Raw genomic sequence first — 13480 nt, forward strand, 5'->3', positions numbered from 1 at the left:
AGTCTCCCGTTAATTGGATTTATTCAGCAGTTTGCTGATGGCTGTTTTATCTAAATCCACCTGGAAAAAGAGTTGATAAAAGTCATGTGTTTCTTTTTCTAAATTGACGGGATAAACCGAAGGATACAGTTTATTAGCCAACCACTGCGCACCCATGATTCGCATAAATGACGGTGGGCGGTCAAACCAGTTAAATGGCAGAGAAGGGATCGCATACACTCTGTGTAATTTCACCGCGTTCAACATGGCCCAGCGTGGATCGTTGCTGATCATGTCGGTCGTGGCAGGGAATCGGGTAATAATGACATCCGGATTGATTCTGACCAGCGTTTCCATGCCTGCAACCACGTTACTGGATTCAATATCAGCAGGAATAGCTTTCGCTGGTGGCAGATCCTGACAGATGAGCGCATTGACTGCGCCAGCCAGACGAATCACCTCGGCGCGGTCGGCTTCACCACATTGTGATGTCAGGCCATCAACAGATTCGGCATAATAGACACGGATTTTATCTTTCTCTGGGATTGTAGAAACAGCTTTAGCAAGACGCATACTGGCTGTTTCTATATAACGGGCCAACTTTTCCGCCCGTTCAGATTTATCAAGAACTTTACCTAAGAAACGGAATGTTGCCGGGTAGTCACTGAGTTTATCAACACCAACCAGCACTGCAGGCACGGAGACCCGTTGTAATTGTTTCAATTGCTCTCGCTGAAAGGCCGGGGTATTCCATCCCACGGCCAAATCGATACCTGCTGCTTTTACCTGTTCCAGATTCATATCCTGCCCAACTGAAATTTGCGGAAGATCACGAGCGGGCACTGGTAGATAAGCTCGGTATTCCGGCTTCATTTTGAATGGAAAAGGAAACCCCACCAATTTTTCAGGAGCCAGAGCAGTAATAATCGAAAATGAATGAGAAAAGGTGTAGATACGCCCGATATGTTGAGGTAAAGATATTTCTCTACCAGCCATATCAACAACTTGTTTAGCTTGCACTGGGGTTAGAATGAAACCCAGTATCAGGGCAACTGAATAAAAGTAAGAACGTATTTTTTTCATGAAATTACCTCGCAATATGAATGGCCAGCATGATTTCTTAATTTAGAAATCCAATTGCAGTGAGGTTCTGAAGGTTCGGGGTTCACCCAGATAGGCACTTGATGCCGCGACCGTATTCCCTTCGGTATTGCCCGGCATCAGCGACGCCCAGTATTGCTTGTCGGTAACGTTGTTGATACCAAGCCGCCAGGTCAGCGTCTTTTTATCGCCAATTTTTTTGGTGAAGCGGGTACCGATATCAGCGATGGTATAACCGTCAGCCCAAGCGGTATTGGTATTGTTGGCGGCTCGTTTGCCGGTGTAGTGCAGGTTGCCAGTCAGTGTCAGACCGTTAATCTGAGGAAGATCGTATTCCGCCAGCATATTTGCCTGCCATTCGGGAACGCCTATCACCCGTTTGTTGTCTGTAGATTCAAGAAAGGTATCTTTCAGTTTAGGATCAAGCCAGGTTACACCGCCCATAACAGTTGTATTGTCAGTTGCCCGGCCACGGCTGTACAACTCAATACCATGGTTTACCTGCTGACCTTGTTCCCGGTAAATATTATCGTTGCCGGTATAAGCCAATGGGCGTTCAATACGGAAGATGGCCGCGGTATATTCCATACCGGCCATTTCGGTTTTATATCCAGTTTCGATTTGTTTTGTGTGGTAAGGATCTAATACCTGATTCTGATTAAGGGCACCTACTGGTGCGGTTCCACCTGGCTGGATACTGTCAGCATAATTAATATAGGTGGTTATATTGCGACGTGGTTTATACATCAATGCGGTTGTCATGCTAGGCGCATAATCCACATTTAGTGGCCCACCTCCATTATCGCTATTGTTCGATGGTGCAAATGTTTTTACATGCATCCAACTGTTGCTTAGCATGCCCATGACTGACCAGTTCTGGTTTAGTTTCATGGTGTCGCCGAGGATCAGTGTCTGATAGGTGGTATCGCCGGTTTCAGAAAAGCTGCCATAACCATTCCAGCTTGGTTCCGTTGTGATAAAGCAGGGATTATCAAGCGATCCCTTGCAGGTAGAGGCTTTGGTCGCAGCATTCGTGGCCTGAAACCCGGGGTTATGGTAACCGTTTGTACCGATCACGAGGTCGTGGCCGTATTGTCCGGTTCTTACTTTTCCATTCAGATAAAGTTGATTACTGAGTAGTTGTTGCTTGGTATAACTTTCACTGGTCGTGGTCGTGTATGAGCCATCATCATTGAAGTTTTTATTACTGGCACCATGAGTCGATCTGAGAACATCTTGTTCCTGCAACCCTCCGACCACTTTCCAGTCATCTGATAGATGACGGGTTAATCTGGCACCGAACAGATCACTGGTTGTATTTGATATTGCAAAGGATTGTCCATAGCCCAACTTTTTTGCATCTGCTGCACTAGGCATTGCTGTCGCAGTAGTACTAAGACCAAAACTGCCGGGATAGCCGGTTTGATCATAAATAAATCGGCTGACATTCGCTTCCAGCAGCGTTTGATCATTTATTCTTGTATCGACTGCTAATCCAACCAGTTCACGTCGTAGATTGCTGTTTTCAACATAGCGTTCACCATCGCCATGCATCAGATTTAAACGATAACCAAACTTTTCATTATCACCGGTGCGTCCGCTAAAATCGCCACGGGTGACATACTGACTACTGTCTTCATACGACTGACTGACCCTACGCAATGGAGTATCAGTAGGTCGTTTCAATACAGAATTAAAAACCCCGGCTGCGTTTGATGGGCCATAAAACGCACCAGACAGACCATAGAGAACATCCTGATGCTCATACAGCTCAACGGGTTGAGGATAGTGAGATCCCACACTGTAACCATCAATACGTGTATTTTGCAGCAGATCAGCCTGGAAACCGCGTGTTTGCGGGCGCCCAATTTCACCGCCGCCACGATATTCCACCTGCGCAGATGGCGTGTATTTGAGCAAATCCGGCGTGCCATTGACCTGCTGGTTTTGGATCAAGTCACTTGATACAGACTGAACAGAGTAGGGCAGATCCAGTATTTTTTTATTGCCTAGCGGCCCGATGCTGGCGTTGGTAACTCGATATCCCTGAGTGGCTTTCCCTGTCATAACACTTTTCTTTTTTTGACCTGTGACTTGCACAGTTGGTAATTCTTTTATTGCTGCATCATTCACGGCAGCAGTAGCAGGGAAACCAATACTGATAAGCGACGAACAGACAAGTGATAGACAAAAATCATACTTCATTGATTTCATAAGACATTCCTTTGTAATTGCGTTACGAACGTGATTAAGCTCACATGTTTAATTCCAAAAGACATGCCATAAAACGGACATTTTTGTTTTGTTTTAACTATATGAAAAATAATGAAAAAATATTAATTCAAACAGTTTGGTACATTACGGTAAGAAATTTGAGGATCGCAGTTCTACATTGCGGAACTAAAAACGAGTAACTGTTCGGTTCTGAACAGTTACTCCGTGATTTTTTATAAGTGCGCACTATCCCTGAAAACTACAGAGTAAGACGGCTGATGCCTTAAACGCAGCAGAAGCATCTTGCCCTTCCTGAAGCCCCATCTCTTGTGCACTTTCGGTAGTGATCACGGCACAGACACTCCTGTCGCCGGGTAAACTGATTACTACTTCGGTATTAACCGGCCCACGGAAGATGTGGCTGATCGTTCCCCAAAGTTGATTGCGGGTCGATAATTTTAGCTTTCGATCAGTCACCAACATAACTGACGACGATTTGATCAAGGCATACAGTTCTTCGCCGGGAAAAATCCCCAGACGTTCTGCTGATTCACTGGTTATTAGTGCTGTCAAATGGGTATGTTCATCAAGCTGTAACGTCACTTCAAATTCAACAGGGCCGGAGCGGATAGCGGTGACAGTACCAATGAATTGATTACGAGCACTGCTGCGCATGGATAAGCGGCGTAACAGGCGACGGAATTGCGGGGCATCATATTGTTCGCATTTCTCTTTATTACCTTGGCAGGGTTTGTCTTTTTCCAATTGTTGCTGGATCTGTAGCAATGCCTGCTGATATTCCGCCTGTAATGCCCGGTATAACGCAACAGTTTGTTTACCATAGGGTGTTAACTGAGTTCCACCGCCATTTTTGCCGCCTGTCATTCGTGTTACCAGCGGTTTATCGGTCAGATTATTCATATCATCCAACGCATCCCATGCCGTCCGGTAGGAGATGGGAATCGAACGGGCTGCCTGTGTCAGGGATCCCAGCCGGTCAATTGCTTCCAGTAGTTGAATGCGAGTATCGCCCAGAGATGGGCCCACTTCGGTACATAATTTTAATTCCCCCAGTAAGGAATTGGGGTGATGAGGTGCTTTTGGGGTCATCTTTGATCTTGCAATATGTGTATTTGTATATTGCGAAGCAAAGGGCATACCGTTATGTGTCGTAATTGGGTTAGTATGAAATTTTTGTCAATTTGTTGAAATTAAAGAAATATCTATTATTTACCATTGGGTGAAATCATAGGGGTATTGTCATTTTTGTCTGATTAATGGTTTGATATGCAATAAAACATACAACGATTGCGCTGCAATATAGCGGTGTCTGATAAGCAAAGAGGAAAGGCTCAGCACCTTTCCTCTTCACGGGATCATACTTTCAGAATGAGTGTCAACGTCATCCGGAAAGAGAAAGCGTTTTTTATGCGACCACTTCTTCAGCAGCTGTTTTACCGACAATCGATTCGTCTTCTGCATCCATCAGACCGAATTCCATCAACAACGCTTCCAGTTCTTCCATCTCTAGTGGAGTTGGAACTACAAACATCTTGTTGTTGATAACCTTGTTGGCCAGAGCGCGATATTCATCGGCTTGCTTGCATTTTGGATCGTATTCAATCACGGTCATACGACGAATTTCGGCGTGTTGCACCGTGTTATCACGTGGGACGAAGTGGATCATCTGTGTACCCAGCTTATCAGCCAGCGCCATGATCAATTCATCTTCACGGTCAGTTTTACGTGAGTTACAAATCAGACCTGCCAGTCGCACAGAACCTGATTTAGCATATTTCACGATCCCTTTAGAAATGTTGTTGGCGGCATACATCGCCATCATTTCGCCTGAGCAAACGATATAGATTTCCTGAGCTTTGTTTTCACGAATTGGCATCGCGAAACCACCACACACAACGTCACCCAGTACGTCATAGAACACGAAATCCAAATCGTCGCTATATGCGCCTTCTTCTTCCAGGAAGTTGATGGCGGTAATAACCCCGCGACCAGCACAACCCACTCCTGGTTCAGGGCCACCAGACTCAACGCATTTCACGTCGCCGTAACCCACTTGCATGACATCTTCCAGTTCCAGGTCATCGACAGAACCGGCTTCTGCAGCCAGATGCATCACGGTAACCTGCATTTTTGAGTGCAGGATCAAACGGGTTGAATCGGCTTTGGGGTCACAACCAATGATCATGACTTTTTTACCTGCTTCAGCCAGTGCTGCAACCAGGTTCTGAGTTGTAGTGGATTTTCCGATACCACCTTTGCCGTAAATGGCGCATTGACGAATTGCCACGGTAAACCTCCAGTTGGTTTTATTAATTTACAGATATATAAGAGCAACTGGCATGCCATGATTGTAATTTGTTGATATTAAAGGATATTATTGCATATTGGGTTATGCAAATCTCTATATTACGTACCTCAGAGTACAAAGAAATAGAAAATGCACTTAAAAGTAAATTATTTAGACTGAAAAATAGCAGTTATAAAATTGAATGCTCTGAAAGGGGTATTGTGAAAATAACTGAGTGTATGACACGATAAAATTTATTTCGGCTAAAGTTGAAATTTTCAGAGAGGACGTGTTTCTTTGTTTATCAGAGGAATGAAGATGGGTCTATTTAAAATCCTCCAGCAACACCCATTTTCCATGGCTTGATTTCAGTTTGTTCATTTTTGAAAAATATAATAATAAACAGCAAGTTTTGTTATTTAAATAAAAAGAGGATGCGTTTTTGCATCCTCTTTTAAATGTGAAACGGCGGGTCTGCGTGATTATTCTGTAAGGTCTGTGATTAACGCGTGTTGACTGGATAAACCAGACCATGATTTATTTTCCAGAGAGGAAAAACGATCCGGCGCTTTATTTTTCGCTTTAGCACGATCAACCCAGGATAAACCGCCATGAACCAGGGCAAAACTCACCTCATTTAACAGATCAACCAGTTCATGGCCGTAATCAACAATGACTGGTTGAATACCGGCATTCATCAGACGACGAATAGATGAGGTGCCAATAGAGGCTGCATAGACGGCTGCGCAGTCACCAACAAATTCAATTTTCGCAATGACTTTATCTTCGGTAAGCAGCGCCGGTTGTTCCTCCTGTGTCACCTCGGATTCCAGCACGGAAGCCGGTTCAGCATTGTCTTCATAACCCGGCACTTTATCTTTGTGTTCACCTTTCATGGTGGCCTGTTCAAAATGACCGACATTAAGCAGATCCGCCATACCCGGCTGCACTTCAAAGATCATTAACTGTTCACTGGCACCAAAATGCTGATCGATGTGAACTCCATCCGAACTGGCAAATGCGACTTTTAACATAGTAGTTCCCTCTAGGCAGAAGTAATGGTTGCGGCTGAATAGATCTGGTCACGTTCAGGCCAGAAACTGGAACGGTAGGGCTCTACCACCTGTTGTCCTGATGCCAGTAAGTTGTCAATGCGATAGAGCGTCTGCCGGATACCGGCATAGCCGATCCATTGGCGTGCATGTTCTCCGGCATGTTTGTGCAATGGGTAGCCGGCAGGCAGCAACGGGATACCGGTGCGTTCGGATATTTCCTGACCATGCGAATTGGTGATCAACAATTCGGCATGTTGCTGGCATGCAAGATGTTCAAGTACGCCCAGATCGCCAACGATGAGCATTTCAGACGGAAACTGCTGTATTTTATGGCGGATAAGAGCTGTGCTGGCATGTAGTGGCAAGGTCGGGATCACCGCCGCGACGATCTCACAGCCGATTTCGCTCAGACCAGAGGTCAGTGCAAACAGAAAATCGCTTTCACAGCCCATTGCAATACGTGAGACTCCCAAGCGGAATTGTGTATCTACCATGGCATCCAGCAACTGGCGGCGTTGGCGTTGCTGCCGGGCCGGCACCGGATCACCGGACAGTTCAGACAAAAACAGATTGAGCTGATCACAATCACTAAGGCTGTGTAAACCGGTTAAACGCAATTGTGGAACCGGATGATACTCATGCAACCAGTCAGCCACCTGATTCAGGCTGTGCCCAATGGTAATGACGGCATCTGATTCGGCGATCTGTAATATTTCCGCTAACGTTGTTCCACCCTGCGTCAGGGCATTAAAGCCTTCATCCATCAGATTACCGTCCAGTGATAACGAGATGTCGGGCAGACAGATGGCGGATAAGCCATAAGATTCCAGCCATTCTTTCAGCACTTCAATATCTGCCGGAGTCAGCATCGGCGAGGGCAGCAGGGTGATTTTGCCGGTTTTAAATTCCGCTACGGTTGCTTGTGTTCTGACTGGCAGCAATGTTTTCAGTATGGCAAGCAGCGCCAGCGCATAACCGGCTTCTAATCCGCCCTGACTGTCACAGGTTTCGACTGGAATAACCACCACATCGGCATATTGCGGACATTGTTCCCGGAACGCTTTGAGTGAATGCTGCAGACAGACACCTTGTGTGGCACTGAGCCCTGTGGTGGTTAAGCCAATCACGGCCGGGTTATTACGTTCACAGATAGTTTGTAACGCCTCGACCACGTTGGCATCAGCCCCCATTACGACCGTGGTCAGTTCCATCGCGGTGGTTTGTAACGGGATGGGCTCACGAAAATGGCGCATGAAAAATAGCTTGTTAAATGACGTGCAGCCGCGGGCGCCATGCTGTAGCGGCATGCAACGATCCAGTCCCAGAAAGGCAAGTGACGCGCCGATAGACTGACCAACTTTTAATGGGTTCAGTACCAGTGGTGCCTGTGAAATTTCGATTTTTGCCATATCCGACCCCCTATGCCACTTTGCTGATTTTCAATTCCGATGATGCCGGCAATTCAGGTGTTTCCACGGGTGGTGTGAGCCAGGGGGCGGGGCTGGAAACATGCTCCCATACCGGATTTTTCAGCGCTCGGGTCAGTTGACGAGCGAGTTCGGCAACCCCGGCATAGCCGGTGTAAGCAATATGTCTGACATGATCGACATCGAGAAATGGAATACGAGATTTCAAGCTCGGGTAAATGTAACGATCCCCTGCAATCAGAATATCGGCTTTGAAATCATGGAACGCCCGGATCAGGGCCTGCTGGTCATTGTCATCAATAGTTTTGACCTGATCGCCCATGAGTCTGGCAATACGCTCTTTATCCTCTTCTGTTGATTTTTCGGTACCGGTGGCAACGACATGCATGCCTAACTCCTGCATGGCCGCAACCAGAGACCAGGATTTAAATCCGCCACTGAAAATCAGCACGCGCTTTCCTGCCAAAAACGGTTTTAAGGAGGCTAGTTTTGTCTGAAGGGTGCTTTCCTCCCTTTCTATCAGGGCAGAGACTCGTTGTGCCAGATCAGCGTCATCCAGCATGGCTGTAAGCCGCTTTAATGCCGAAGAAGTATTATGCATGCCATAGAAGCTGCATTCAGCGTAAGGTGTGCCATATTTTTCCTGTAATCCCCGGGCGACATTCAGAAAGGCTTTACTGCACACCAGCAGATTGGCTTCGGCACAATGTAATGTCTGAACTTCGGCAAAACGCGAATCACCGGTGAGTGTTGACAGAACCCGAATACCGAGTTCATCCAGTAATGGCAGGATCTGCCAGAATTCGCCGCCCACATTCCATTCACCGATGATGCCTATATCGTGTGTCAGCCGGACACTGGCAGGTTTCCAGACCGGCAATGGGGGTTCTCGCGTACCGATAACCTGGTTCAGCAGTATTTCGCCGGCCAGACGGTTTCCCAGATTTTTACTGCCGTAATAACCGGCGCAATCAACGGCAATTACCGGGATCTGCCAGCGCGTAGCCGCTGCTCGTGCTACGGCAGCGACATCATCACCATGCAAAGCGGGAACACAGGTGGTATAGATAAATACTGCGGCAGGTGAGCACTGTTCAACAATTTGCTGGATGGCAAAATAGAGACGTTCTTCGCCACGCCCCATGATGATGTCGATGTCGCTTAGATCGGTGGTGAAGCCTTTGCGATAAAGATTTGCGCCGGAAGAACGTGAACCACGGTTATCCCATGATGTGCCAGCACAGCTGATCGGGCCATGCACAATATGGGCAGCATCGGCGATCGGCAACAGCGCGTTTCTGGCTCCATCAAAAAAGCAGCCGCCTTGTGTTGCACCAGGTTTAGCTCTGGCACAGCCGGATTTTCCCGATTTATTGTGCTGACAGGCAGGCTCTTGTTGCAGTATTTCAATTGCTCGAATATCCATGCTTATTCTCCTTCCTGAGCCAGACCGTCACCTTGACGGTAGTTTTTATAATTGAGCTGATATTTCGCCATGCGTAAACCGAGGATGCGGCGGGTTAAACCCAGATGTGTCGCGGCTTCACTGACATTACCCTGATGTAATGTCAGCGCTTCTATAATCAGCTCGTATTCAATCTGTGATAAACGAGCTTCCAGCCCACCTTGCGCACTGATTTCCCCCAGTACTGGTGGCTGTAAATAGGTTGGCAGGTTGTAGCTGTGAATGACGCCATCTTCGGCAAGCAACACGGCCCGCTCCATCATGTTCTCCAATTCGCGCACATTACCTGGCCAGTTATAGCTGAGCAGGAGATTCAGCGCAGGGGTAGCAATCCGGGGCACTTCTACATCCTGCTCTTTGGCAAACCGCGCCACAAAATGATCAGCCAGCGTGACAATGTCATTGCCCCGGTCTTTCAATGGCGGGATCGTAATCGGGAACACGTTAAGGCGATAAAACAGATCTTCGCGGAATGTGCCTTTCGCGACCATGTCCGGCAAATCCCGGTTGGTGGCTGCCAAAATCCGTACATCGACACGGATTGTGGTGTTGCTGCCAACGCGTTCAAAGCTGCGCTCCTGTAAGACACGCAACAGCTTGGCTTGCATTGGCAGCGAAAGTTCGCCGACTTCATCAAGAAAAATGGTGCCGCCATTTGACTCTTCAAAGCGGCCGGCCCGGCGCGTGGTAGCACCGGTAAAGGCCCCTTTTTCATGGCCAAAAAGTTCACTTTCAATGACTGATTCAGGGAGCGAGGCACAGTTGAATTTAACAAATGGCCCGCTGGCGCAACTGCTGTGATAGTGGATCGCACTGGCGACGCGTTCTTTACCGACACCACTTTCCCCTAAGATCAGCACAGTCGTTTTGGCGTGGCTGACTTTCTCAATCATGCGATACACAGCCTGCATCGCCTTGGAATTACCGATGATGTTGCTGGGCTTAAATTTTTCTTTCAGCTCATTTTTAAGTTTGATGGATTGATCCCGCAATACCTTCTGATGAGCACGTTCCAGCAGATGTAATTCTACCGCCTGTGCAATAGTAGTCGCGATGATTGCCAGCACCTCCAGATCCAGATGCAGCAGCATATGGTTGTCATAGCGACGCTCTGCGGCAATTGTGCCCATTACCTTCTGACCGCGGATAATCGGCACACAAATAAACGAGTGCTTTAGATCGTGTTCCTCATTCCAGCTTCCGGTACGGTTGAGAAACTGCGGTTCATCGGCAATCACCGGCACAATGATCGGTTTGCCGCTTTCTACCACTTTTCCGGTAATGCCTTCGCCGGGGTAATAGACGCCTTTGGCGATCTCATCCTCGGTCAGACCCAGACTTTCATGGATGAAGATTTGGTCGCAGCCGGAGTCATAAAGCGAGATCATGGCTCTGACGACCTGCAGGTGTTTTTGCAGCAACTCCAGCACGACCTTGAGTGTTTTCGACAAAGAGCCATCTGCACTGACCACCTTGCTGACTTCCGAAAGCAAGGGGAGTGTTTCAGAGCGACATTCGCCCAAAGAACAGGCACAGGATGATGTGAGGGAATGATTTCGCTGTTCACGTCCTCGCTTTATTGTGGATTCTGGTATTACTTCGGCCAAATGATTCATGTTGCCTCCCATCTACTTGCCGTTATCCCTGACACGCTGCATGTTCTGATTTGTCGGTTTCAATACACACATTGTTGGCTTTTTGTTGGATCGCTATATAAAAACAAACATAGCGACACTGCTTTTCACTCCAACAAATGAGATGTCGATCACAATGCAAATTGAGCGCCATGATCGCCTATCGTTATGCTTAAAAATTCACAACGATGATTTTTACTTGTGTGTCAGTACATAAATTAAGCAGATTTGAACAGGCAAAATTTGAGCAAAATAGAACTGAACAGCGAAGAACATTCGCGGTTTTTATGTACGTTTATGAACTGAAATCAAGTAGATAGATAGTTGGTGTGAGGGGCGAAGAAAGATTTTCAATAATTTTTATAGCATAGAAAACAGTGAGTTATATCACATTGTAAGGCGTTATATAACATTTGGCACAACGAATGCTCTATTGAACCTGGCAATTAAATTTAACGAGTAATTAATTTACCAAGTCAAAGAAAGGCCAGTTGCCAGGCTGGCCATCTCAATAGAGGAGTCTGACAAATGCCAATGGTATTGTTGAAGTGCGATAAGGATATTCCTGAACGCCAGAAGCACATTTATCTGAAAGCCCCCGGTGAAAGCACAAAGGAATATCTTCCTATTGCGAACGTCGCCACCATTCCAGGAACACTGTCTGAACGTGGTTGTGCGTTCTGCGGTGCCAAACTGGTTATCGGTGGGGTGGTTAAAGATGCAATTCAGATGATCCACGGCCCGATTGGTTGTGCTTATGATACATGGCACACCAAACGCTATCCGAGTGATAACGGTCATTTTCCTCTGAAATATGTCTGGTCGACCGACATGAAAGAGAGCCACATTGTATTCGGTGGCGAAAAGCGTCTGGAAGAAAGCATCCATGAAGCGTTTGACGCCATGCCTGAACTGAAAAGCATGTTCCTTTATACCACTTGCCCGACTGCACTGATTGGCGACGACGTGAAAGCGGTTGCCAAAAAAGTCATGAAAGACCGTCCGGATGTCGACATTTTTACCGTGGAATGCCCAGGTTTCTCTGGCGTCAGTCAGTCAAAAGGCCACCATGTGCTGAACATCGGCTGGGTTGATGAAAAAGTCGGTCAGGTTGAGCCGGAAATCACCAGTCCCTACACCATCAACTTTATCGGTGACTACAACATTCAAGGTGATACCCAACTGTTACAGCAATACTGGGACAAACTGGGCATTCAGGTTATCGCGCATTTCACTGGTAACTCTACTTACGATTCGCTGCGCGGTATGCACAAAGCACAACTGAACGTCGTGAACTGCGCTCGCTCTGCCGGCTATATCGCGAATGAATTGAAAAAACGCTACGGCATTCCGCGTCTCGATATCGATACCTGGGGTTTTAACTACATGGCAGAAGGGATCCGCAAGGTGTGTGCTTTCTTCGGTATCGAAGAGAAGGGGGAAGCATTGATTGCGGAAGAAGAAGCCAAATGGAAACCAAAACTGGATTGGTACAAAGAGCAACTGAAAGGTACCAAGATGGCGATTTGGACGGGTGGCCCGCGTCTGTGGCACTGGACTAAATCAGTCGAAGATGACATGGGCATCGAAGTCGTCGCTATGTCTTCCAAATTCGGCCATGAAGAAGATTTTGAAAAAGTCGTGGCGCGTGGTCGTGAAGGCACTTACTACCTGGATGATGCGAACGAACTGGAATTCTTCGAAATCATCGATCTGGTGAAACCCGACATCATCTTTACTGGCCCGCGTGTGGGTGAATTGGTGAAAAAACTCCATCTGCCTTACATCAACGGCCATGCCTACCACAATGGTCCTTACATGGGCTTTGAAGGTTTCGTCAACATGGCTCGCGACATCTACAACGCCATGCGCAGCCCAATTCATAAACTGGCGGGTACAGACATTCGCGATTTGTCCAGTACATCTGCCGTACTGAAGGAGGCTGTGTAATGGAACAGCAAATTACCGAACTCTACAACTACGTTCAGGAACGTTGCCTGTGGCAGTTTTTCTCCCGTAGTTGGGATCGCAAAGAAAACATCGAAGGTATTGTCGCGCAGGCGAAAACGCTGTTTGCCGGTGAAGAACCGAAAGCCGAGACCCCAGATGACCGTTGCCATCTGGCGGATGCCAAGCTGATGGTCGCTGATTTCAAATCCCGTTTCCCGTGGGTGAAAGAAACCAGTTTTGCCGATATCAGCCTCATGCTGGATGGTCTGGCAGCCAAATTGACCGACACCGTGATCACCGGTTCCAAGAACCGTGAGCTTCACGACCGGCTGTATTAATTAACGAAT

The 13480-nt window shown here is 47.2% G+C and carries 10 protein-coding genes; 2 read left to right on the top strand and 8 right to left on the bottom strand.

The window, feature by feature from the left end:
• Positions 1 to 9 precede the first annotated feature (9 nt).
• The 8 genes from H027_RS0114655 to H027_RS0114690 form a co-directional block, all read right to left on the bottom strand.
• Positions 10 to 1062, bottom strand: a complete 1053-nt coding sequence (locus H027_RS0114655) for an ABC transporter substrate-binding protein (RefSeq protein WP_024873194.1) — start codon at positions 1060 to 1062, stop codon at positions 10 to 12.
• A 42-nt stretch (positions 1063 to 1104) separates the two neighbouring features.
• Positions 1105 to 3294 carry a TonB-dependent receptor gene (locus H027_RS0114660; RefSeq protein ID WP_024873195.1) on the bottom strand — a complete coding sequence of 730 codons (2190 nt, stop codon included), beginning with the start codon at positions 3292 to 3294 and terminating at the stop codon, positions 1105 to 1107.
• 246 nt (positions 3295 to 3540) lie between these two features.
• Positions 3541 to 4404 (bottom strand): TOBE domain-containing protein, encoded by an 864-nt coding sequence (locus H027_RS0114665; RefSeq protein ID WP_024873196.1) that lies wholly within the window; start codon positions 4402 to 4404, stop codon positions 3541 to 3543.
• Between the two features lie 316 nt (positions 4405 to 4720).
• Positions 4721 to 5602: a nitrogenase iron protein gene (gene nifH, locus H027_RS0114670; protein ID WP_024873197.1), complete on the bottom strand. Its 882-nt coding sequence runs from the start codon at positions 5600 to 5602 to the stop codon at positions 4721 to 4723.
• A 482-nt stretch (positions 5603 to 6084) separates the two neighbouring features.
• On the bottom strand, positions 6085 to 6636 hold the full coding sequence (locus H027_RS0114675; protein ID WP_024873198.1) for a NifB/NifX family molybdenum-iron cluster-binding protein: 552 nt from the start codon (positions 6634 to 6636) through the stop codon (positions 6085 to 6087).
• A gap of 11 nt (positions 6637 to 6647) precedes the next feature.
• On the bottom strand, positions 6648 to 8066 hold the full coding sequence (gene nifN, locus H027_RS0114680) for a nitrogenase iron-molybdenum cofactor biosynthesis protein NifN (protein ID WP_024873199.1): 1419 nt from the start codon (positions 8064 to 8066) through the stop codon (positions 6648 to 6650).
• 10 nt (positions 8067 to 8076) lie between these two features.
• The gene (nifE, locus tag H027_RS0114685) at positions 8077 to 9510 is read right to left on the bottom strand and encodes a nitrogenase iron-molybdenum cofactor biosynthesis protein NifE (protein WP_024873200.1); all 1434 of its coding nucleotides are present in this window, start codon (positions 9508 to 9510) and stop codon (positions 8077 to 8079) included.
• Between the two features lie 2 nt (positions 9511 to 9512).
• Positions 9513 to 11165, bottom strand: a complete 1653-nt coding sequence (locus H027_RS0114690; protein WP_024873201.1) for a sigma 54-interacting transcriptional regulator — start codon at positions 11163 to 11165, stop codon at positions 9513 to 9515.
• A 546-nt stretch (positions 11166 to 11711) separates the two neighbouring features.
• On the opposite strand from H027_RS0114690, the gene vnfD reads away from it, so the two are divergent.
• The gene (vnfD, locus tag H027_RS0114695) at positions 11712 to 13133 is read left to right on the top strand and encodes a nitrogenase vanadium-iron protein, alpha chain (RefSeq protein WP_024873202.1); all 1422 of its coding nucleotides are present in this window, start codon (positions 11712 to 11714) and stop codon (positions 13131 to 13133) included.
• Positions 13133 to 13471, top strand: coding sequence for a V-containing nitrogenase subunit delta (gene vnfG, locus H027_RS0114700; RefSeq protein WP_024873203.1), 339 nt, complete (start codon positions 13133 to 13135; stop codon positions 13469 to 13471). Before vnfD ends, vnfG begins: the two co-directional genes overlap by 1 nt.
• Positions 13472 to 13480: the final 9 nt, after the last annotated feature.

Source organism: Tolumonas lignilytica, from assembly GCF_000527035.1.
GTDB classification, from domain to species: domain Bacteria; phylum Pseudomonadota; class Gammaproteobacteria; order Enterobacterales; family Aeromonadaceae; genus Tolumonas; species Tolumonas lignilytica.